We start from the raw sequence: 23,729 nt of genomic DNA, 5'->3' as shown, positions 1-23,729 counted from the left end.
TATAAGTACCTGGCTCTATTGAAAATGTTTCTGATTTAATAGTCCTGAGAGATATTGTCCATAACTACTTTTATCCAATTCCTTTGCTCTATCCAATAATTCAGTATCACTAATGAATTTCATTCTCCATGCTATTTCCTCTGGACATCCAATTTTCAGGCCTTGCCGTTGTTCAATCATGTGCACATAGTTACTTGCAGATAAGAGAGTTTCTGGCGTGCCCATATCCAGCCATACAAATCCACGACCGAGAACCTCAACATCCAGCTTATTTTCATACAAATAAAATCGATTTACATCAGTTATTTCAAGTTCACCCCTATTGGATGGCTTTAATTCCTTTGCTATATCTATAACTTGATTATCATAAAAATACAGACCAGTTACAGCATAATTTGATTTAGGATGAGTTGGTTTTTCAACAATCGATACAGCTTGCAGATTCTCATTAAATTCTACAACGCCATAAGACTGTGGTTTGTCTACATAATAAGCAAAAATTGTTGCACCATTTAACTTGGATTTGGCATTTTGCAATAACTCGGATAGTCCTCTTCCTTGGTGAATATTATCTCCCAAAACCAAACACACAGAATCTGATCCAATAAACTCCTCACCTAATATAAATGCTTCCGCAATGCCCTTAGGTTTATTTTGAATTACGTAACTAAAATTTACGCCCCATTGCGAGCCATCAGATAATAATGATTTATAAAGAGGTAAATGCTCCTCGGATGATATAATTAAGATCTCGCGAATATTAGCCAGCATTAATGTTGAAATGGAGTAGTAAATCATTGGTTTATCGTAGACTGGAACAATTTGCTTACTAATAGATTTAGTTAAAGGAAATAGTCTGGAACCTGTCCCCCCTGCCAAGATAATACCTTTCATTTATTTCTCTCATTATAATGTGTAACCAGTAGAATGATTTTGATTTTATCAAGAATAATAAGCCATTACATTAAATTCTATTATTATCTTTTAAAAACACAATTCGTATTCAGCACTCTTTAATTGAGTTCCGTTCAGTCGAAAAATTACCCAACAATTTGGCACTTTCAACTCCAGGTTGATCAAACGGATTAATATTCCAAATAACGCTTTGGATGAATATCTTATGTTCATATAACGAAACCAATGCACCAAGAGAATCAGGAGAACAATCGGATAATTTAATATGATTTAAAGGGACTTTGCCGGATATAAAGCCATTCGGATTATTAACAGACTCGATCCCCTCGCTTAAAACTTTTATTTTGTAATCACACATCTCATTAATTATGTATTTGTCATTTGTCTGTAAAGTAATAAAATCCACGGCAGATTTGTGTGTTCCTTGGCATAATAATTGAAAATAGCTGTGTTGCGCCTGATTTCCCAATCCCCCCCAAACTATAGGACCGGTAGCATATTCAACCTTTTTTCCATTTATATCTATAGATTTCCCATTACTTTCCATATCAAGTTGCTGTAAATAAGGGATAAAATATTCCAACCTTTTTGAGTAGGCAAGAATAAGCAAATTATGAATATTTAAAAAATTAATATTCCATATACCCAATAAAGCCATTAATACAGGAATATTATTTGCAAAATCTGTGTGGTGGACGTGTTGATCCATTTTATGAGCGCCAGCCAGGAGTTGAACAAATTGTTCATAACCAATAGCAATTGCCGTAATTAGATTAACGGCTGAACAAAATGAATATCGCCCGCCAACCCAATCCCATATAAGTAAAATTGTTTTGATACCCAATTGTTGCGCTCTCATTGGATGCGCTGTAATCGCTATAAAGTGTTGTTGGATACAAGGTTGTGAAGGATATAATTCAATTACTTTATTGGCATTTATCAATGTTTCTTTTGTAGTAAACGATTTCGAAGAAATAATAAATAATGTGGTTTTAGGATCTATTAATTTAATGGTTGCATCGAAACCATCCGGATCAGCATCAGATATAAAATGATAATTAAGATCTTTTGAACAATATGAATCTAAAGCGTTGATACATAAACGAGGTCCTAAATCAGATCCACCAATACCAATATTTACTATGTCGGTTATAGGCAACCCCGTATATCCAAGCCATTTTTTAGCTCTGATCAGACTTGATATTCGTCTCATTTGCTCACGGGTATTACCCACTTCTGACATAATATTTAAACCATCAACAATTAAAGAAGACGTTTCAAAATCGCGTAAAGCAGTATGCAGAGCAGCTTTGCGCTCACTTACATTTACTTTCTTACCGCTCATCAAATCATCTAGTTTTTCCCCTAATGCAACATCATCCGCCAATCGAACCAACAAATTCATTATATTTGAATTTATCATTTGCCTGGAAAAATCAAATGTCAAAAAATCCATACTTTTTGTGTATTGGCTTTTAACGTTATCATTTAAATAAGGCGCTATTGTACTTCCTTTTTTTAGAAGATTTTTTGCCTCTGCTTGAAGTTCAATCCAGGATGTTAGTTCAGTAAGTTTTTTCATAAAACGTCAATTATAAGGGTAGAAAAAATAAGTTTAAAATGTATGCTTTCCAACAACATTTATACTAACTCTATGCAACCCTCTAATCAGATCTCCATTAAAATTATATTAAAATTCAGCCTAGATAATGCTGAATAGTACTCATCAATTTACAATGAAAATCTCCTTTAGGACTCCAACCGAGCTCCCTGTAAATTTTAGAGTTATCTATTGCATATCGTTTATCGTGTCCCTTTCTATCCGCTACGAAATTTATTAATGATTCATAGGGAGTACCTAGTGGCATCAAGTCATCCATTATGTGGCAAATAGTCTTGATTAAGCTCAGATTATCCAGCTCGTTATTCCCACCAATATTATAAACATCCCCAACAACTCCCTTTCTAATAATTAAATCAATGGCCTCACAATGATCGATTACAAATAACCAATCACGTATATTTTTTCCATTTCCATATACTGGAATTGGCTTTCGGTGAATGCATGAATCAATTACTTTGGGAATTAATTTTTCCTTATGCTGATTAGGTCCGTAATTATTAGAACAATTTGAAGTAATTACCGGCAACTTATAAGTATGAAAAAATGCCCGTACTATATGATCTGAACCGGCTTTTGAGGCCGAATAAGGAGAGTTGGGTTGATAAGCATTTAATTCAGTAAAAGGGTGATCATGTTCATCTAATGAGCCATAAACTTCATCAGTAGATACATGATGAAATCTGCAATATTCGCTATCCCAGTTCTTTTCATCAGTCCAATAATGTCTGGCAGATTCCAATAAAGTAAAAGTACCTATTATGTTAGTTTCAAGAAAAATCTGGGGATTATTAATAGAATTATCCACATGTGATTCAGCAGCAAAATGCGCGATAGTATCTATCTCATATTGGCGCAATATAGATAAAACCAAGGCTTTATCTAAAATATCTCCTTGTACAAATATGTGATTTTTAGCATGTTCAACAGCTGCCAGATTAGATTTGTTTCCTGCATAAGTTAATTTATCAAGGCTAATCACTCTGATGTCTGAATAGTGTTCAAGCATATATCGAACAAAGTTAGATCCAATGAAGCCTGCAGCTCCTGTGACTAAAAGATTTTTTATTTTATAGCTCATATAGTTTTGCTCATCTGATGCAACATTCTACAACCTCTGGTAAGTAATCTTTCCAATGGTGGCAAACTATGCCTAAGCTTTGTTCAATCTTGGTCGTATCCAAAACTGAATTCTTAGGTCTTTTAACTTTAGTACGGTATTCATCTGATTTAATTGGATATATATTTGCCATATTTAAGGTACCATTTCTTTCAACAGCCATTTTTATAAATTCATGAGCAAAATCATACCAATTTGTAATACCTTGACCGGCGTAATGGTATATTCCCCAACCACCAAAAGAGCCTGAGGCTAACTTTTGAACAATTTCCAACAAGACTCTGGCTATATCACGTGCTGCTGTTGGTCTCCCCCATTGATCGCTAACTATATTTAACTCATCACGTACAGAAGCCAAATTTAAAATGGTTTTTACAAAATTGCTACCAGAGATTCCAAATACCCAGCTAACTCGCAATATCAGATAATCGTTTAAAATAGAGGATATCACATGCTCACCTGCTAATTTTGATCGGCCATACACATTTTGAGGATTCGGTATATCTAATTCCCTGTAAGGCTCCAAAGAGTTCCCATCAAATACATAATCAGTAGATAAGTGAATTAACGGTATATTCCATTGCCGACAATAAGCAGCCAATTCTCCAACAAATGTAGAATTGACAACTACTACTCGACTCGGTTCATCTTCAGCCTGATCAACAGAAGTATATGCTGCAGTATTAATGATTAGATCAGGACGAACTGTTAATAAGGTAGAATTAACTCCATTAATATGTTCACAATTAAGCTCTTGTCTTGTAAAGCTTATAATTTCATGTGTTGTAGAAGTAAATAATTTTACAATTTCAGTACCCACTTGACCATTTGCGCCAGTTACCAATATTTTCATATGCTTTTAGTACCTTGGTAAATATTTGGTGTCAATCAACTTCAAAGGCTTAGCGGCAGCATCTTTTGCAGAAAGTTGAACTTCACTCTCGATAGGCCAGTTTATTGCTAATTGTGGATCTGAATAACTAATTGATAGTTCACTTTGAGGATGGTAATAATCGGTACACTTATAGAAAAAATCCGCAGAATCACTTAAAACACAAAATCCGTGGGCAAACCCCTTAGGAACCCATAATTGGCGCCTGTTTTGAGAAGATAGTATCACCCCAACCCATGCCCCAAATGTGGGGGAACCGATACGTATATCTACAGCAACATCAAATACTTCCCCCGCCAAAACACATACTAATTTTCCTTGTGCAAACTGACTTTGAAAGTGAAGCCCTCTTAGTACCCCTTTTTGTGAACGAGAATAATTGTCCTGTACAAAAACATCATTAATGCCTAGCATTTCCTGATATCGGAGGTGATGAAAGGACTCATAAAAAAAACCCCGATCATCTCCATACACTGTTGGTTCAATTATTTTGACATCTGCTATCTGTGTATCGATAATTTTCATACATACAAACTCAAAAATGTAACCATCTAATTAAATTGAATACATCCGATTATTTAAATTCGCTTTATTTTTATCATGAGCACATAATGAGCTTGCTTCATTTGTTTCAAAAATATCAATCAAGCAATGAATTACTCTATCTATATCATTAGAGCTTAGGTTGGATCCTGAGGGCAAACAGATTCCTTGATCAAATAAATAATCTGAAACACTAAACTCTTCTTCATGTGGATAGTATGCAGTGCCAAAGAAAAGAGGTTGCTGGTGCATAGGCTTCCAGGTTCGTCTTGCCTCAATATTATATTTTTTCAGTTGTTCTATTATTACTTCAGGTCTTAATTGAGAATATTTGGGATTAATTAGCATTGTAGATAACCAATGTGTGCTAAAACCGCTTTCAATTTCAGGCATCATTTCAATAAAATTAAATGATTTAAACGCTTCTTTGTATTGATCAAATATTCTCTTTCTTGAAGCGACTCGCTCATCCAGAACTTTTAATTGGCCTCGGCCTATGCCTGCAAGAACATTACTTAATCTATAATTATACCCCACTACACTATGCTCATAATGAGGCGCGGGATCACGAGCCTGAGTTGCTAAAAATCGAGCCCTTTCGATCAATGCCTCATCGTCTGAAACCAACATTCCACCGCCGGAAGTCGTAATAATTTTATTACCATTAAAAGAAAAGACCCCTAATTTACCAAAAGTTCCGGTATGTTTTTTCTTATAAGTAGCTCCCAAAGACTCTGCTGCATCTTCAATAATAGGTACATTGTATTCATTACATAATTGACATAATGCATCGTAGTTAGCACTTTGGCCATATAAATTGACAATAATAACTGCCTTGGGTAATTGATTTTTTGCTTTTGCATCTTGAAGTGCCCGTTCCAAGGCTTTAGGAGACATATTCCAGGTATCCAAATCTGAGTCGATAAATACTGGCGTAGCACCTTGATATATAATTGGATTAACTGTAGCTACAAAAGTAAAGCTTGAGGCAAAAACAAGATCACCAGGTTTTACACCTAACAAGATTAAAGCCAAGTGTAACGCTGCAGTACCCGAACTTAATGCAACTGCGTTTTTTATATTTATATATTCTGCAACTTCTTTTTCAAATGCATCAACATTAGGTCCCAAGGGTGCAACCCAATTTGTGGTAAATGCTTCTTGTACAAACTGTTGCTCATGATCTCCAATGTGAGGAGAAGAAAGCAGAATATTCGGGGATAATTCACGTCTATGAATTAAACGAACGGGTTTCCCTTGTTCATCAATTAATGGAATATGATCCAGCTCATACTCGTTCATTAACTGGTAAGCATCTTGTATCGAAGAAGTATCTCGAAGATATTTTGAATTTTGTTCTGGTAATTCGCTAAGTAATGTCTCTAAAGTACAACCTTTTAAAAATAAACGTCTAATATCTCCATCAGTTATAGTTCTTATGAAACGTTCGTCAGAATCAACCAAAAACAAAACACCCTGTCCTGTCTCTTCTAACTGGTTCAAAGCTTTTTTTAAGCTAAAACTCTTATAAACAAATAATTTTTTGATATGAATCATTTCATTCCCTTCATGCTGCAGGCACACCTTTAACTGTAGAGTCAGGTGGTACATCTCTTACAACCACTGCTCCAGCTCCAACTACCGCTCGATCACCTAAATGTATACCAGGCAAAACCACCGCTCCGGCTCCGATCAAAACTCCATTGCCAACACACACTCTTCCACCTAAAGTACAATTAGGAGCTATATGTGTATAAGCGCCAACTTGAACTTCATGATCAACAATCGACCCATGGTTTATAATGCATCCTTTACCGATTAAACTGTCAGGTCCCAGAATTGCATTTGCAGCAATAAATGAACCTGATCCTATTACAGAAAATTTAGATATGACAGCTGTCGGATGCATAATCGATAAGGGGATTGATTGAGAATTCAATGAATTATAAATCCGTTCCCGGATCTGGTTATTTCCAATAGCAACATGCACATAGCCAATATAATCCAATAACGAATCCATTGTTGAGTCGACTATAATTCCGTAAATCTCAGTACCAACCAAATCCTTATTACTGTCACAAAGTGAGACAGCGTAAGAGTGGCAAGTTCTTGATAATGTATCAATTACAACCTTTGAATGCCCACCACATCCAATGATTTTCAATTTAGTATGCATTACACTTATTCAATATATGGTTATCTAAAGGTAAGGTTGTTAGCAATTTATGACATTTTTCACTTGTCATTCCATCTCCGTAGCAATTTATATAAACATCATCACTTCTTTGCAATGCTTCATATAAGCCGGCCTTTATCGCATCATAAGAAGTAGAAACATCAATAACATTATCACTACGATCTCGAAGATTTTGTCTACTGCCAACATTAACTACAGGCAGATTAAAAGAAGCCGCCTCTATTATTCCGCTACTTGAATTACCTAACATGACGTCAACTTGAGCCAAACAATCAATGAATTCAGCCCTTGGTAAATGTTTTATAATTCGGACCTCAGGATATTCACTGTATTCTTTAATTACTTCTCGAATCAAGTGCCCACCGGCATCTGAGTTAGGTTCCAAACAGATAACCTGAAGATCTACAGCTAAAGCGGCATCTAAAACATGTCTAAATTGATTCTTCAAATCGTTATATTCTTGTACGACAGGATGATAGATACATAAACAAATCTTTTTGTCCGAAGAAAAACCAAAGCGCTGGAGAATTGACTTTTCATCCGTTAAATTATAATTTTTAATCCCTTCTAATCCTGGTGCACCAACAACAAATACACTGTCTGGTCGTTCACCCATCTTAATTAATCGTTGCTTTGAATTTTCTGTTGCAACAAAGTGATAATGAGATAATTTAGAGATTGCATGCCGGATCATTTCATCTACTGTGCCTGAACGCTCTCCTCCATGCAAATGAACTAAAGGGATGTTTAAGTGAACTGCTGAAATCGCTGCAGCCAACATCTCTCCTCTATCACCAAGCAATAAAATCAAATCAGGCTTTTCTCGTGCAAATATTTCAGTCATCCCTAATATTTCATAGCCAATAGTTTTGGACATCATTGCATGAGTAGTATTTTCAACATCTACTGAGATACGCCCACAAATTTTCAAACCATCTGATTCAATTTCTTCAACAGTATTTCCATAAACTGAAGATAGATGCATACCTGTCACACAAACCAAAAGCTCAATATGTTTAGACGAATCCAGTCTCTTGAGTACTTCTCGCATGAGTCCATAATCTGCCCTGGTACCAGAAACGTAGATTATTTTTCTTCGTATCATGCTTCTATATGTTCCCATAACAATGTACTGCCTTCAGGAAGATCTACCTTGAGTTTTGCACCAAAAACTTTGGGCATTGCTGCTGGGGAAATTCCAGTGCCAGGTCTTAGTAAAATTAAATCATCCTTTGAAATATAGGATCCTTTAGATAAATCATGCTTTAAGGTTACACTTCTACGTACTAACTCTCTGATTGGTAGTTCATTATCAGCTGGTTTTTTTTCATCAGAGCCCAGAGCAGATTCTGTATCTTTTATAGCTTGCACTAATTGTTTCAACTCTTCTGGCATCATAGAAGCCGCATGATCTGGACCAGCAAGTGTTTTATCCAATGTAAAGTGTTTTTCAATAACGCACGCCCCTAATCCTACTGCTAAAGTAGGTACTAAAATTCCTAGCGTATGATCTGAATATCCGACGGGTAAATTAAACTCTTTTGCAAGAGTTTGCATTGCTCTTAAATTTACATCTTTGTATGCTGCTGGATAGTTTGACGTACAATGTAATAAAACAAGATCTTCCTTTATTCTACTACCTAAAAAAGGACTCACTGTATTCACTGCTTGTCGCACTTCATCAATATCGCACATTCCCGTGGACATAATCAGCGGAAGTCCTTTTTGAGCAATATGCTCTAAGTAAGGGATATTGGTGATTTCACCTGAAGGTACTTTAAGTCGTTTTACACCAATTGATACCAGGAAATCGATCGTATCTTCATCAAACCCCGTTGACATAAACTCAATATCAAGGGATGCAGCTAATTCACTCAATAAATAATGATCATCTTCAGAAAGCTCCAGAGCCTTTAACATTTCATGCTGAGTACTGGAATTTGAAGCATTAATTTTTTGATATTGGGCCTTTTCGGCTTTTTTGTTGACTAAAGTATCCGCTTTAAATGTTTGAAATTTAACTGCATTTGCACCAGAATCTTTTGCAGCATGTACCAGCTCTTTAGCTAATTGAATATCACCATTATGATTGACTCCTGCTTCTGCAATGACAAAACAACTCATAAAAAAACCTCATTATTTTTAGAATAAATTCCTATGATACTGATTGCACGTTAATAACCAATCGCTAAAAAGAATAAAAATACAACTTTTTATATATTAGTAATAAGCTAATTAATTTACTTTACAAAAAGCGGAAATTAAAATTACTCGAAGTATACATTAAAAAAAATGCCGATTATACAAGTCATCAAGCCAAAATAACACATTACTTGCTTTATAGCCTAAATTGAATTTTTATATTCATTCATAATTATCATTTAATTTCAAAATATCAGATCCAGTCCATTTATAGTCTAAATTAAAACAAATAGTACATTATATTCAACCTTTTAGATTCATTTACGGCTCAAGGATTTCTTAAAGATAAGCAGTAAATGCCAAAATTATATGTTTTTCAATAAGTTAACTGAATTGAATTGATCAAACACAAGACAGCCAATCAAAATAAGCCCATAATGTCATAATATTTTCTATGCGACTCATAAGCATTATATTCACCCGGAATAATTATAAAAATACTTTTCATCCTAATATTTTCATCATTCACCTGTCGCCATTTGCCCCGATTTAAGGATATACTTGAAAAATAGTATTAAACAGGAATTTTGCATGTCCTTGAAGGCCATGTATAACCAAATCGCCGAGAATTATGCTACCGCTAATCGCTTTGGAGCTATTAGTGAGAGTCATCATGTTGCTATTGAACAGATGAGGAAATTTCATTTGGGTGTAAAACCCAATTATAAAGTTCTTGATCTGGGAGTTGGCGACGGTGCTTTTCTGCGCAAACTTCAAAGCATTATGCCGTCAGCAGAATTTACTGGTATCGACGTTTCTTCTGAAATGTTAAAACGTGCCAGTGAAACCTTAACGTTAAAAACCATAGAAACCAGTGCCGCTGATGCAAGTAAATTCTTGCCTCCGCACAGTCAGGATTTGGTTCTTGCTCATTTCATTAATGCCTATATACCCATCAATGTATTATTTGATGAAGCAAAACTGCTAACACGGGCTACAGGTCATTATTCAATGATCACCACGACCTATGATTCATTTCCTGTCGCGCAACAGCAATTAGCTGAATTTATAGCCCAGGACTCTTTATTGAGTAGTGTGGTTGGTCATTATTATAAATCCATAGTCAAAAATACTACGGTTGCCGCTAACCTCGATGAATTGATGCTCGCCTTTAAGCAACATCAGTTTGACATTGTTGATCACAAACGTCTGGAAATACCGATTACGCTTAATAACATTGACGAATTGGCTCTATTTGGTATCGAAGGCACCTGGTTTCTTAATACCTTATCAATACGCATGTTACCTAAATATTTTTTGATTCAGCGATTGAAACGACTGTTCAGTAAAATTTTCACTTTCCCTTATCATGATACTCACATAATAGATGTAGTCCTTGCAAAGAAGTGATAATCTGTTCTCATAAAACAGTTTAGATACGTATTTTCAAGGACGAGGTGTGAAATTGATATCTGAAGCGATTAAAAATTATCTTCCTGAATTAAGTCTAAGACAAAAACAAACCAATAATATTATCTTCATTACCTTCTGGAGCCAATTCTCAGTCTACGCGCTCAATACTGTATTGATATTATTTCTGACACGCCCCATTCTTTCACAAGGCCTAGGTTACAGCCAGGCTAAAGCGTACGCATTTATTGGTGTAGCCCAGGCAATGGGGTATTTGATGCCTGTATTAGGTGGTTATATGGCTGATTCAATTGTGGGCATCAGACGGTCCATACTTATTGGCAGCATCATGCTGGCATGTGCTTATTTACTGGTAATGCTCAGTGGATACACAACAAGCTCATTGGGAGATCGGTTTTTTATTGCTGCTTTTGCATTCATTCCGGCTACCAATTCGTTGTTAATGGGCACGTCATCCAGTATGGTGTCTCATATTTATTCGGATGATGCGATAAAAGCAAAATCCGCAATGACTTATTATTATATGGCCATTAATGTCGGTGCACTACTGGCTACTCTAATCGCACCGGCATTATTAGACAGCAGATACGGGCCTTTGTCAGTATTGACACTGACCTTTGTAGGGAAATCTATAGCAGCATTAAATTTTGCCAAACGATACTCAATTTATGAATCGGTTATCTGGGGTAAGGATACATCCAGACTGTCAAGACAAGGTATTTTTCGTTTAACAGCATATATTGCCGTCATTTATTCAATGACCTTATACGCTTATTCCCATGTGTATCTGGCCAGCGCCTTGATTGCAGTCGGTTGTAGTGTTGGAATCCTCTGGTTTATAGTAAAAACAGCCCTGCTTACTGGTGAAACTCGCAGTAAACAAATGATAGCAGTGCTGTTGATAATAGAAGCGGTAGTGTTTTTTATCATTTACAATCAAATGAACAGCACTCTGGTTTTATTCGCCAAAAATAATTCCGATCATAATTTATTAGGGTTAAGCGTCTCTGCGGCACAATATCAAATGCTCAATCCTTTATTAATATTAATAATAGGCAGTCAGCTTCCCCGGTTTTACCAAATGTTTTCCCGTTTCACTATTCCTTATCAATTTGCTGCAGGAACCATGCTCTCTGGCTTGGCCTTACTGATCATGGCTTTTGCTGCTACCAAAGCAACCGAGGGAATAGTGAATGGTAATTATATTGCCTTAACGTATATTTTAATTTCAATCGCAGAATTATGGGTCAGCGCCATAGGTTTAAGCATGATTGGCTTGTATTGTGATGGACGCACTATAGCATTTGCGATGGGAGTCTGGTATTTGGCAAGCTCCATGTCCAACGCAATTTCAGGAAGGCTTGCTGGCTGGGTTGCCATACCGGAACAGATTCAAAGTGCTACGGAGAGCCTGCCCTATTATAAAAACTACTATTCCATCATGGGAATTTGCGCTTTGGGTATTGGACTTTTAATGCTATTTATCGCCTATTTATTACAAAAGAGCATGAGGAAAAAAGGAATAGAACTAGCATGAACAATTTTTAGTCCTTTAAAGAGGAAATAGTAAACGGTTCTATTCATATTCTATAGGTAGTTACACTGGGGTCGTTTATTTCTTTATCGCTGGGGTGAACTGACTCAGACTGATTTGGATTAAAAAATGAAACTCGATTTCGAACTGCCAAATCGGGTAAAGCCGTTATTTCTTCGCGCTCTGTGACTCTCGTTTCAACAGTATTGCCCACACTTCGGGACTTATTAAAACGTGCAAGATAAAATTGTAACAATTCAACTTTACTATCAATCCAATGGATATGCTGTTTAGAATCACTTAACTGCATAAAATTACTGTGCAACGCCATCAGCTCACTGCCAATCACACTGTTTACCAGGCTTTTAAGAGAAAATATAGTACAACTTCCTCCCTCCTGATAAAAGTGCCTTCGATTACAGACTGTGCGCCGGTAACGTTTCGATGGATTTAAAGGATCCTGGCTGTAATATTCAAGAGGAAAAGAATATGATATCCCACTAAGCAACTGCCTGAGGTCATTAAGTCGAGTCCATTCATTTGCTTCATCGCTGCCTGGAATGGAAAAAGAAGTATCAGAGCGCATCAAAGCCGGCTTTCTATACAGTTTTAATTGACGCTCCACCCTGATTAACTCTTTCAAAGTAAATTCCATCGCCTGTTGATATTCTAATGGTTGGCTACGTGGATCGAGTTTTGATTTGCTATAAACACCATTCTCAAAAATTAATGGCTCTAATTGAGTTACATAGGTTCCTGTACATGTTTTTTCAAATGGATTAACTTCGTAAGGACCAATTCCCAAATTATCCTCAATTTTAAAATATTCATAAAAAGATGGTTTTTCATTAAATCCAGCTCTAGTACCATCAGCCAAATAACCAACCTTGATTATTCTAAAAACAGACGAATGTCCTCTCATTCCTCCGCCCTGAAAGATAAGCTCATCGGTATCAGATTGCATTTCCCTGCCAGGAAAAAATCGGGGCATGGAAATATAAGAGTTATCACTTACACAGATAAAGGGACAACCATATAACATTGCATTCAGATTTTGCTCTATTAATGAGAATGCAAGGCATTGTACTTCCCCAGATAATGTTCTGAGTACAGGATATTCCATCAAAATAGGACTTGAAAAAGTACTCAACAATTGCTGATCCAGATATTTGACGAATTTTGCGTCAGTTTTTAAACTTTGCTGTAATTTCCCTTCTGGTGTATAAGCAGCTAAAAGAGATGCGGCGTATTTTAATCCGTCATATTGGAATTGAGCTAAATTATCTCGATTAACTTCTGCATAGATCTTTAATGAAAGTGAGTAAGCACTCGCCGCTTGAGGGGTTTCAAGTTTTATTCCATTTTTAATGTGATTGGAAAAATCTCTGGCTAGCATCATGGATTGATCCAATCGGCTTTGTAACTGATAGTCCACAATCAATTGTTTTAATCGATGCAAATGATTTAAATGATTCTGCATTACAGACTCATTTTGTACTTGTTTTATCTCAGCCCTGGGAGACTTATAGTATGCACCTAATAAATGCCAAATCACTGTGGCAGGTACCTGGAGCGATTCAGTTTGTAATATAGGATTATAGCTAATGAGGGGATCTAGATAATTATACTGAGAGATAAAATTAAATTGTGATTGAGGCGAACTAAAAGTGAGATGAATCGATGAGAAATCCTTATATTCTCTCAATCGAATTAAGTCGACGCCCATAAGTAAAAAATAGTTATTGAGCCACAGTTCAAAAGATTGCTGCAATAAATTAGTTGTCCAATAAATCCCCTGCAGCTGATTCAATAGACATTGGTAGTTATCAAAAGGGATAATAATTACGCCGTGATAAGGAATGTTGAAACAGCGTCCCCCTGCTTCCTCAACCAATGGAGACATCGTTATGGTCCGATCAGCTAATGCAGGGATAAGGACGCAATTGAGGATCTTTCCTTCAGTAAACTCAACAATACCCAAGACCTCAAAACACCATTCTTTAAAAGTCATTCAATCAACTGTCTCTAATAAAACCAAATTGGGCTCATTATATACCAGTTGTTACAGAAGTTGAACCAGAATATGAGGCATTTAATTATACTAGGGGCTGTTGACAATTCATGTTTCAACGTCCCGCGACTTGTTCACGGGATCCAATTCAATCTTTATAGGCGCAATATATTCTTGTTTTGAGCAATATCTATCGATTCCGCGAACAAATCGCGGAAAGTAGGTTTGAATATAATGAAATGTCAACAGCCCCTAATGAACTCTACTTGAATCATTACTTAGGTTCTTCCAAACCTAAATTATCTCTTTTGAAAACACGATCGGCTCTGTAACTGGAACGTACTAAAGGTCCGGAGGCTACTTCAAAAAAGCCTTTTTCCAAGCCAATTTGTCTTAATTCGGCAAATGTTTCCGGGGTTACATAACGTGCAATTGGCAAATGATTTTTTGTCGGTTGAAGGTACTGCCCTAAAGTTAAAATATCCACTTGATGAGCTCGCAAATCATCCATAGTCTGAATGATTTCTTCAGTCGTTTCTCCCAAGCCCAGCATCAGACTGGTTTTGGTTAAAACATCAGGTCGGTAACGTTTTGCATAAGCCAATACTTTTAACGTTTGATGATATCCCGCTCGATTATCTCGAACTGGGTGGGTCAAACGCTCTACCGTCTCTACATTTTGCGCAAAAACATCAACACCGCTATCCAGAAGAACGGCTACATCGCGTTCAATACCCTGAAAATCTGGAGTCAATGCCTCGACTTTGGTTCGTGGAGAACGTTGTTTGATCGCTTGAATTGTTTTGGCATAATGATTTGCTCCACCATCAGGTAAATCATCTCTGTTGACCGAGGTTAAAACAACATAATCAAGATTCATAAGAGCAACGGTATTCGCGGTGTTATCAGGCTCGTCCTTGTCAAGCCACCCGTGAGGATTCCCGGTATCAACAGCACAAAATTTGCATGCTCGAGTACAAACAGCCCCCATGAGCATAATAGTAGCGGTTCCATGCGACCAACATTCAGCGATGTTAGGGCATTTGGCTTCCTCACATACCGTGGCCAGACGATGCTTTTGCACCTGTTCCTTAACCTGGTTGTATGCAGGAGTGGTGTGATTTACAATTCGTAACCATTTGGGTTTTGGCAAGCGCTCATGAGCGAGACCGGTTGACTTCACTCCATCTTTAATTGCGGTAACCCCATTTGAGGTTTTATATTTTTGCCCGCTTTCAACAACAACTGGAATATCAATCAGTTTACTCATAGTAATGCCCTAAAAACCAAGAATTTAGATAATCCCAAATCATGGGTACAAGATCAAGTCTAATTTACTTCAAGCAAAAGGACTAATCGAGCACAAAAGCACTCTTTACAAGCATCATTAAAGTATTTCAATTCGATTTCGTCCACTATTTTTGGCTGTATACATCGCTTTATCAGCTCGCATGAATAAACTTTCAATATCATCTCCATCGACAACAGTTGTCAAACCAAAAGAAATGGTTACATCAACTTTTTTATCTCGATAATAAAACTGACAGTCTTCGACGAGTTTTCGTAAATTCTCCAAAACAGAATGAGCCTGATGCCCTGGAGTATCTTCAAAAATGAACACGAATTCCTCACCGCCAAATCGAGCAATAAAATCAAGCTTGCGAACAGACGATCTCAAAATCATGGCTACCTTTTTGAGAACCTTATCCCCAGCCAAATGACCAAAATTATCATTGATGTATTTGAAGTGATCAATATCCCCTACAGCCAGGGATAAAACTCTGGAATGAACTTTCCATCGCTGAAATGAATCGAGAATATGCTCTTCGTAAGCTTCACGATTCGGCAAGCTCGTTAAACTATCATGATTTATTTTGTATTTTTGAAAAGAAAGAAGATTCTTTATCTCATCTGCATAATGCTCAGAATCGGCAAGTTTTGATTGCAATGTTACAATCTGCTGTTCCAATTCTTTTTCACGCAATTGTTCATTCTCTCGAAATGTTCTTATTCGTTCTCCGATATGATCCAGATTTTGACTGATTTTTGCTGATAACTCTTCAATGGTTTTAGAAGTGTCCAAATGATTCTTAATCTGATCAATATTATCTTGAATCCCATGCTCTAATTGACGGCATTCAGATGAAGAATCCTTACTGTTTTTTGAGGATTTCTTTAAATACAGATCAAAATCATGAAGCTGATTGGTTAATTGGTAAAGAAATCCTTTAAATCTGTTTTGCTCTAAATTAAAAGCATCAACAACCAAATCCGTTAATCCATCAATTATTTTATTTAAATCTTCATTGGTTAATTGATGTTCCAAAATTATTTTTATCTCTTCTCTTTTGGCATCCAAATCCTGAGGAATGGATAAATGATCAATTAACTGATAAAGGCTATCATTAATTTTTAAGCTAATTTGTCCGTCTTTAATATTTAATGTCTGAGGTGTAGATGAATCCTTGGAGCGCTCCTCAAGATCTTTAATAACCGAAGACACACATTGGGTAAGTACTTGATTAAAATGAACCAGAATAGCCTGATTCTCTACTTCTGAATCCAGCATTTTTTGTAGTTTGGTCACGGCTCTTTTATCATGAGATTTATTGGCAAGACGACTTACCGAATCAACACCTTGTTTAATTAAACCTGAAATCATCCTGGAGCTTTCAGTGTTTTTATTTTTTATTTTGGTAAATAATTCAACCAGAGCATTTACCTTTTTTTCCAATGCAGCAGGATCAAATTCTGCATCCAGTTGATCACGAAATTTAGAAAGTTGCTCATCCATATCATAATGAACACCCAAGGGTGTGATGATCAATTGATTGATTGCATTTTTTAATGCATTAATCTGCAATTGCATTTTGTCGCATTTTGTTTCATAACGACCAATGGTATTAATTATTTTCTTCTTAAGCTCTTGATCGATCATTTAAGAAATCCTTTTCTTAAGTCATTTATTCTGTCTTTTTTTTACTATTTCAAGTAATAATTTAGCATGCGATCCATCACAAAGTGGCGGATTTTTAGTTTGTTTGCAATTACAAAAATAAACTTCTTCTGATAAATCAGCTAAATAATATACCGATTGTGTCCCACAATCTTGTTTATCACAAAAAGGTTGGTTATTACTTCTGCCACAACTGCACCAATAGTATTGCTCACCTTGCTGGACTTCTATGGCAATCGGAAATAAATGCGTGTATTTTGAATCATCCATATCAGGAATTCCTCCCTATACATCACTCAGTGTGATGACCTTATCCATAATTAAGTGTATTCTACAAATCCAGAAAGGATCAAAACGCTGCATTTATTTTATTGTTCAATCGTTTCACTGCCCTCGGAATCTGCTTAAAATCCAACCACAAACAAATAATACGAGTACCGTAATTAAAGACAGTACCAAGTTAGCCAAGGCCAAGGGATAAATGATTAACATTAATCCTATAGCCATAATGTATAATAATCCAATCGTCTTCAACTGATTCCGGAACTTTGCTAAAAATTCCATACGAATGAGCAAGATGTAGAACACAAGAGTAATAAACAAAAATAATAAATAAATACCCTGATATGCTAATTGATACGCTATCAATTGAGCATTATTTAACTGCTGATTATATAACCATTGCCCAAAAATATACGACCAGTTCATGATGCAGGTTTGTTGATAGGACTGAATCATAAATGCCAGTAAAAAAGTTAATAAAAAGAATAAATGAGCTGATGAGCGCTTTCTATAATACTGCCCAGCCAGATAAAAGGTAAATAAACCCGTTAATGCTGCCGGCACACGAAGTAAAGGAAACAATCCAAAAAAAGTACTCGCATGAGCTTGTTGGAAATAATGTACGCCCCCAACAGTCAAAATAAATAATATCCCTGCCATAAACTGATTTTTTCTCTCCTCCTGAAGAAAAAGAAGGGCAAAAAATCCAGCGAGGCAAAAGAAAGCACAAGGATTAAAAGCATCCATTAGTGCAATGGTTCCAATATATTTGGCTGCTGATGGCTTTTCTATCATCGATGAATCAAACAAATTAGCATGTGCCCAGCGTTTTAATACATTAACGGTAACTGGTGATAATGTTCCTTTTTTTTCAATTTCATTTTTACAGTAGGTCAATCCTCGGAGCAGATCTTTTCCTGTAGTCTGATTTGATGCAAATCCAATCCAGCGCGAATTACAAAAAAATACAGAAGGCACACTAAAATCGTACATATTCTGTTCTGAAAGTAATTGATTAAACCGAGTCAGTGCGTTTTTATCTTCGTTAATCACATAACGCTGTATATGCAACCAGGGAGTATTCGCTTGCAATTCAGTAAAAAACGCATCTGCTTTATGACAATACTTACACGTCGTAGATAAGTACAATTCAACATTAATAGTGACCTCTTTATCTCCTTTGGAGGTATACCAGACGGAGGGAGTATCAGCTGCACAAAGATTGATGCATACCGCCAGAAACAAAAAAAAGATCCGTAATGTTGTAGTCATAGATTAATTATTTAATTCAAAAGTTTACTATAGCACTCGGGAATCATTTTGAGCAATGAAGTGTCTACAATGAATTCAAGAATCAAATGGCCAACAAATATAGGTGCGCTCATTGTACAATTGAGAAAGAACACAATTTACATATGAATGTACTGTTCCAGATGCTCTATTACTCTTGCTTTGTCATCGAGTAAATGCAAAAGCAAATCTCCAATGGACAATATTGCCAGAAACTCTTCGTTTTCACGAATCAGAAGATGTCTTCTTTTCGTCTGGGTGATTATTTGCATGGCTTTTTCAACAGTATCATGGGGACTGAGTATGCTGACATTCGAGTAGACTATTTCAGATACTCTGCCTGTATTGAGATCGACACACCGATGCAAACAGGATCGCACAATATCTCGTTCACTAACAATACCAACCAGTTGATTATTCTCATCGACGACCACAACTGCGCCTATATCGTGATCCACCATTAAATCAATACATCTTTTTACACTTTCGTGAGGATGGATGTAAACAATTTTCCGTGGTGGCATGGGTAACAAACTGTAAATTAAGTGAGCCATTTCACTCTCCATGAGTACAAAGTACCATTATTGCCAACTTACTGTATAAATATAGCACAACAGATGAGCTCTTTAGATAATGTTGCTTATTATTTAATCACTGAACCAGGGAAATACCTTATCAGGTTAATTAACTACACACTTAGACGAATAACTCGAAACTTTAGGATAAAAATATATTTGAGTTTGTTAAAAGGAAGTATTGGGGGCAAGGTCTATACCCCTTGTATAAAAAGATAAAAACCAGGGTCTGTTGACAATTCAAGTTTCGACATCCCGCGACTTGTTCGCGGGATCCAATTCACTCTTTATAGGCGCAATATATTCTTGTTTTGCGAAAGATCTATCGATTCCGCGAACAAGTCGCGGAAAGTAGACTTGAACATAATGAAATGTCAATAGCCCCTAATTTATTTATTATTTGAAAATAAACAACAAATTAATTCACTACACGCCAGGAACCATCGGCCTGACGACATGCCTTACCGTAGATTTGCTGTGTTTTACCGCCGATTAAGGCTTTGGTTATGTATTCACGACAAGGTTGTTGTGCTTGATAATAGGTTCTTGTTGGTTGTACCGTATAACGATTTCCATTATCAGGATTAGACCATACCACTGCCCTGCCTGTTGGAGCAGTTTCTAAAGCGCGCTGCATCTCCAGACGATCCTGCCTGTCCATAGTTTTACCAATTTGACCGCCTAAGTAAGCCCCTAAAAGAGCGCCTCCAGCTGCAGCCATTACTTTTCCTGAACCGCCGCCAAATTGACTGCCTAATAATCCACCGACAACACCACCTGAAATTGTACCTACGCCTTCATTATTTATTGGCGCACAACCAACTAACAAAAACGACAAAGATAACGATGCAACAGTTAATTTTTTCATTACAGTTCACCTGATTAATGAGTTACAAATCGGTTGTCATTCTACCATCACGATCAGATATTATCCATAGTTTGGTATTTCACCTCAAATTACAGTTTCATAAATAGAAACCAGCAAAGATAAAATCCTATCAAGACACTAATCGTGACGCACCCGTTCGGAGATCTGGCATAACAATTCATAGCCTATAGTTCCAGCAGATTGCGCAATTCGTTCAACCAGAATATGATTTCCCCAAAGTTCAACCGGATCACCTATTTTAACTTCAGGATGATCCGTTAAATCAACTGCCATCATATCCATGGATACTCTACCGACAATAACCACTTCTCTGCCACAAACCCAGACCGGTGTCCCGGGAGTGATATGTCTGGGATATCCATCACCGTATCCTGCCGCGACAATGCCTATCACTGAAGGTTTATCACTTTTCCACGTGCCGCCATAACCCACTTGAGCATGAGCAGGATGGTAATGGATGGCACTAATAGCAGACATAAAGCGCATTACCGGAATGAGTCCCAATTCCGGAGCCGTCTGATGTGCAAACGGTGACACGCCATACAGCATAATGCCAGGCCTTACCACATCACCATGAGTTTCTGGAAATGAAATGATCGCTGCTGAATTGGCAACACTGCGCTGACTGAATCCAGGTACGTTTATATTCTCAAATAAAGAAATCTGGTGAAGATTCTCTTGTCTATGAGATTCATCAGCACAAGCCAAATGAGTCATTAACCCAATATCCTTATCAACCCATGGACAGGATTGCAAGGCACTCATTATGTCCTGAATTTCCTGGACTTTAAATCCTAATCGATGCATACCCGTATTGACCTTAACCCATAGTTTAATTGGGGTAGGTAACGGAGTATTCATAAGCCATTCTAATTGATGAGGATGATGCAGTACGCAACCGAATTGATTTTGAGCGACGATTAATAATTCATCAGGACTGAATACTCCCTGAAAAAGGATGCATTGAGTCTGACTCCCCATTGCTCTGATGGCTAGGGCTTCTTCAAGGCAGGCAACTCCGAAGCCATCTACCTGCCCTTCGAGTACAGGGATTACCGCTTTAATACCGCAGCCATAGGCATTGGCTTTAACCATGGCAATTATTTTTTTACCTGGAGCAAATCGCCGTATCTGTAATAAATTATGCAATAGCGCACTGGGTTCTATTACCAGTCTGGTAGGTCTTGACACCTTAATCTACCCCTTGATACCCATTGAAAGCCAAATCCTCAAATCGAGTAAATTTACCAAGGAACGCTACTCGAACTTTACCAATTGGTCCATTTCTTTGCTTGGCGATGATAATTTCAGCCGTGCCTTTATCAGGACTATCCTCATTATAGACCTCGTCTCGATAAATAAAGCAGATTAAGTCCGCATCCTGCTCAATAGCGCCCGATTCCCTTAAGTCAGACATAACTGGACGTTTATCAGCGCGTTGCTCCAAACTTCGATTCAACTGGGACAAGGCAATTACAGGTACCTGTAATTCCTTGGCCAGAGATTTCAAGCTTCGTGAAATTTCAGATATTTCCGCAGTTCTGTTGTCAGCACCAAAACCTGGTACTTTCATTAATTGCAAATAATCCACTACGATTAATCCCAAAGCGCCATGCTCTTTTGCCAAGCGTCTGGCACGAGCTCTCATTTCCCCGGGACTTAACGCTGGAGTATCATCAATAAAAAACGGTGCTTCAGAAAGCATGTGTACGGCAGAGGTAACACGAGGCCAATCATCATCATCCAGTTTACCGGTTCTAATACGATGCTGATCGATACGCCCCAGAGAAGACATCATTCTCATCGCCAGTGAATCCGAGGGCATTTCCATAGAAAAAACCAATACTGGTTTACCCACTTTAATCGCAGCATGCTCCGCCATATTCATAACTAATGTTGTTTTACCCATGGACGGACGACCCGCAACGATAACGAGATCGGATGGCTGCAAGCCTGATGTCATTTCATCTAAATCCGATAGTCCCGTTGGCAGCCCGGTAATTGCATCGCCACTGTGATACAGAGCATCGATTTTTTCGACTGCGCGAACTAAAATCGATTTAATATTTTCAGGACCACCATCGCCTCCGGTTTGCTCCCCGATGGCAAATACTTTAGATTCTGCCAAATCCAATAATTCAGGTACTTGCCTTCCTACGGGATTATATGCTGAATCAGCAATCTCTGTCGCTACAGCGATTAACTGTCGTTGGACTGATTTTTCTCGTACGATATCTGCGTAGGCCGACACGTTAGCGACACTTGGGGTATTATTCGCCAATTCAAATAAATAAGCTTCACCGCCAGCATCATCCAATTCATTATGAGACTTTAAAGCATCAAGAAGAGTCACGACATCAAAGGGTTGATCCTTTTTGGCTAAAGCGGCAATAGAACGAAATAAAATTCGATGTTCCGTACGATAAAAATCTCCCTCACATAATTTGGTACTGATTTTGTCCCAAACCTGATTATCCAGCATTAAACCACCAATAATAGATTGCTCTGCCTCTGCAGAGTGAGGTGGCCTTTTCAGGGGATCAACTGATTTTTTAGAAGTTTGAAGCTCTAGCATGGTTGCGGCACAATAGTTAAATTAGATAAACTTTTTCAGGTCTATCATTGTAATGTGCTTTTAATAAAAAAGGCACACTTTAGTGTGCCTTTTTATGTTATTTTTTAAAATCGACTTATCTAATCCAGGTTTGAGTCCGACCCAGAACAGAAACTCCAACATAACCTCTAACATACAGTTTGTTACCTTGAAGGGTTATTTTGGCTTTATAAACTTTACCCGTTTTAGGATCCAGGATTGATCCACCACCCCAAACACCATTACCTTCGTCTTTTAATCCCCAGATAAAACCAATTCCCTGAATTTTCTTATCTTTGAATGCTCCAGGGCATTTTGAACAAATACCAGTATCACCGGGTTGCGGATAAACTTTGACTATATATCCGCTTAAAACACCATTAGAGATAGACAAATTAACTACAGCTCTCTTGGCACCTGTTTTATCATCAATTGTAGTCCAGGTTCCAGCAGGTGAGCCTGCAGCGATGGCTAAAGGCAAGTAACATACTGCGATCAAAAAACCACATAGTGACTTCCAAACGTTCATAACTATTCTCCATGATTAGCAACCACTAAAAGCATAAGCTATGATTAACAACTTTGCCAATATTATTTTTAATTCATATATTTATCAATAATTTAAGAGCATACGGTTCATCATAAAAATATCAGTATCAAGCAGTTGCCATAGTTGAATACATCAGTATGTGAGCATTTTTTAGTGGGTGAGATCGTGCAAGATATACCAAATCGTAT

General features: G+C 37.2%; 21 protein-coding genes. 2 read left to right on the top strand and 19 right to left on the bottom strand.

Going from position 1 to position 23,729, the window contains the following annotated elements:
* Positions 1 to 15: 15 nt before the first annotated feature.
* From rfbA to neuB, 9 genes are all read right to left on the bottom strand, one after another.
* Positions 16 to 894 carry a glucose-1-phosphate thymidylyltransferase RfbA gene (gene rfbA, locus G543_RS0113935; protein WP_028385063.1) on the bottom strand — a complete coding sequence of 293 codons (879 nt, stop codon included), beginning with the start codon at positions 892 to 894 and terminating at the stop codon, positions 16 to 18.
* 109 nt (positions 895 to 1,003) lie between these two features.
* Positions 1,004 to 2,497 carry a glucose-6-phosphate isomerase gene (gene pgi / locus G543_RS18035; protein ID WP_051190723.1) on the bottom strand — a complete coding sequence of 498 codons (1,494 nt, stop codon included), beginning with the start codon at positions 2,495 to 2,497 and terminating at the stop codon, positions 1,004 to 1,006.
* 115 nt (positions 2,498 to 2,612) lie between these two features.
* A complete protein-coding gene (rfbB, locus tag G543_RS0113925) occupies positions 2,613 to 3,617 on the bottom strand; it encodes a dTDP-glucose 4,6-dehydratase (RefSeq protein WP_028385062.1) in 1,005 nt (334 codons plus the stop codon).
* 10 nt (positions 3,618 to 3,627) lie between these two features.
* Complete coding sequence (rfbD, locus tag G543_RS0113920) at positions 3,628 to 4,509, bottom strand: dTDP-4-dehydrorhamnose reductase (RefSeq protein WP_028385061.1); 882 nt, start codon at positions 4,507 to 4,509, stop codon at positions 3,628 to 3,630.
* Between the two features lie 6 nt (positions 4,510 to 4,515).
* The gene (gene rfbC / locus G543_RS0113915) at positions 4,516 to 5,073 is read right to left on the bottom strand and encodes a dTDP-4-dehydrorhamnose 3,5-epimerase (RefSeq protein WP_028385060.1); all 558 of its coding nucleotides are present in this window, start codon (positions 5,071 to 5,073) and stop codon (positions 4,516 to 4,518) included.
* Between the two features lie 30 nt (positions 5,074 to 5,103).
* Positions 5,104 to 6,648: an aminotransferase class I/II-fold pyridoxal phosphate-dependent enzyme gene (locus tag G543_RS18030; protein ID WP_051190722.1), complete on the bottom strand. Its 1,545-nt coding sequence runs from the start codon at positions 6,646 to 6,648 to the stop codon at positions 5,104 to 5,106.
* 10 nt (positions 6,649 to 6,658) lie between these two features.
* Entirely contained in the window at positions 6,659 to 7,267 is a 609-nt protein-coding gene (locus G543_RS0113905; protein ID WP_028385059.1) for an acetyltransferase, read from the bottom strand.
* Positions 7,257 to 8,393, bottom strand: coding sequence for a UDP-N-acetylglucosamine 2-epimerase (gene neuC, locus G543_RS0113900; protein ID WP_035922416.1), 1,137 nt, complete (start codon positions 8,391 to 8,393; stop codon positions 7,257 to 7,259). Before neuC ends, G543_RS0113905 begins: the two co-directional genes overlap by 11 nt.
* On the bottom strand, positions 8,390 to 9,412 hold the full coding sequence (gene neuB / locus G543_RS0113895; protein ID WP_028385057.1) for an N-acetylneuraminate synthase: 1,023 nt from the start codon (positions 9,410 to 9,412) through the stop codon (positions 8,390 to 8,392). The genes neuC and neuB overlap by 4 nt, the downstream gene beginning before the upstream one ends.
* Positions 9,413 to 10,021: 609 nt before the next feature.
* Here neuB and G543_RS0113890 point away from each other — a divergent pair.
* Together G543_RS0113890 and G543_RS0113885 are read left to right on the top strand one after the other, a co-directional pair.
* Positions 10,022 to 10,840 carry a methyltransferase domain-containing protein gene (locus G543_RS0113890; RefSeq protein ID WP_028385056.1) on the top strand — a complete coding sequence of 273 codons (819 nt, stop codon included), beginning with the start codon at positions 10,022 to 10,024 and terminating at the stop codon, positions 10,838 to 10,840.
* Between the two features lie 49 nt (positions 10,841 to 10,889).
* Positions 10,890 to 12,398, top strand: a complete 1,509-nt coding sequence (locus G543_RS0113885; protein ID WP_115343541.1) for a peptide MFS transporter — start codon at positions 10,890 to 10,892, stop codon at positions 12,396 to 12,398.
* Between the two features lie 43 nt (positions 12,399 to 12,441).
* On the opposite strand, the gene G543_RS0113880 is transcribed toward G543_RS0113885, so the two are convergent.
* The 10 genes from G543_RS0113880 to G543_RS0113835 all read right to left on the bottom strand — a co-directional run bounded on the left by G543_RS0113880 (position 12,442) and on the right by G543_RS0113835 (position 23,520).
* On the bottom strand, positions 12,442 to 14,406 hold the full coding sequence (locus tag G543_RS0113880) for a hypothetical protein (protein ID WP_028385054.1): 1,965 nt from the start codon (positions 14,404 to 14,406) through the stop codon (positions 12,442 to 12,444).
* 274 nt (positions 14,407 to 14,680) lie between these two features.
* Complete coding sequence (gene lipA / locus G543_RS0113875) at positions 14,681 to 15,676, bottom strand: lipoyl synthase (protein WP_028385053.1); 996 nt, start codon at positions 15,674 to 15,676, stop codon at positions 14,681 to 14,683.
* 117 nt (positions 15,677 to 15,793) lie between these two features.
* Complete coding sequence (locus tag G543_RS0113870) at positions 15,794 to 17,344, bottom strand: GGDEF domain-containing protein (protein ID WP_028385052.1); 1,551 nt, start codon at positions 17,342 to 17,344, stop codon at positions 15,794 to 15,796.
* A 21-nt stretch (positions 17,345 to 17,365) separates the two neighbouring features.
* Positions 17,366 to 17,632, bottom strand: a complete 267-nt coding sequence (locus tag G543_RS0113865; RefSeq protein WP_028385051.1) for a CDGSH iron-sulfur domain-containing protein — start codon at positions 17,630 to 17,632, stop codon at positions 17,366 to 17,368.
* A 114-nt stretch (positions 17,633 to 17,746) separates the two neighbouring features.
* Positions 17,747 to 18,916: a hypothetical protein gene (locus G543_RS0113860; protein ID WP_028385050.1), complete on the bottom strand. Its 1,170-nt coding sequence runs from the start codon at positions 18,914 to 18,916 to the stop codon at positions 17,747 to 17,749.
* Between the two features lie 137 nt (positions 18,917 to 19,053).
* Positions 19,054 to 19,488, bottom strand: coding sequence for a CBS domain-containing protein (locus G543_RS0113855; RefSeq protein WP_028385049.1), 435 nt, complete (start codon positions 19,486 to 19,488; stop codon positions 19,054 to 19,056).
* Positions 19,489 to 19,927: 439 nt separating this feature from the next.
* Positions 19,928 to 20,377, bottom strand: coding sequence for an RT0821/Lpp0805 family surface protein (locus tag G543_RS0113850; protein WP_028385048.1), 450 nt, complete (start codon positions 20,375 to 20,377; stop codon positions 19,928 to 19,930).
* A 138-nt stretch (positions 20,378 to 20,515) separates the two neighbouring features.
* Entirely contained in the window at positions 20,516 to 21,589 is a 1,074-nt protein-coding gene (gene alr, locus G543_RS0113845; RefSeq protein ID WP_028385047.1) for an alanine racemase, read from the bottom strand.
* A gap of 1 nt (position 21,590) precedes the next feature.
* Positions 21,591 to 22,973 (bottom strand): replicative DNA helicase, encoded by a 1,383-nt coding sequence (gene dnaB, locus G543_RS0113840; RefSeq protein WP_028385046.1) that lies wholly within the window; start codon positions 22,971 to 22,973, stop codon positions 21,591 to 21,593.
* Between the two features lie 115 nt (positions 22,974 to 23,088).
* Positions 23,089 to 23,520, bottom strand: coding sequence for a DUF2147 domain-containing protein (locus G543_RS0113835; RefSeq protein ID WP_035922413.1), 432 nt, complete (start codon positions 23,518 to 23,520; stop codon positions 23,089 to 23,091).
* Positions 23,521 to 23,729: the final 209 nt, after the last annotated feature.

Source organism: Legionella moravica DSM 19234, from assembly GCF_000423305.1.
Taxonomy (GTDB): Bacteria; Pseudomonadota; Gammaproteobacteria; order Legionellales; family Legionellaceae; genus Legionella; species Legionella moravica.
This window is presented reverse-complemented; position numbering and strand designations above follow the sequence as displayed.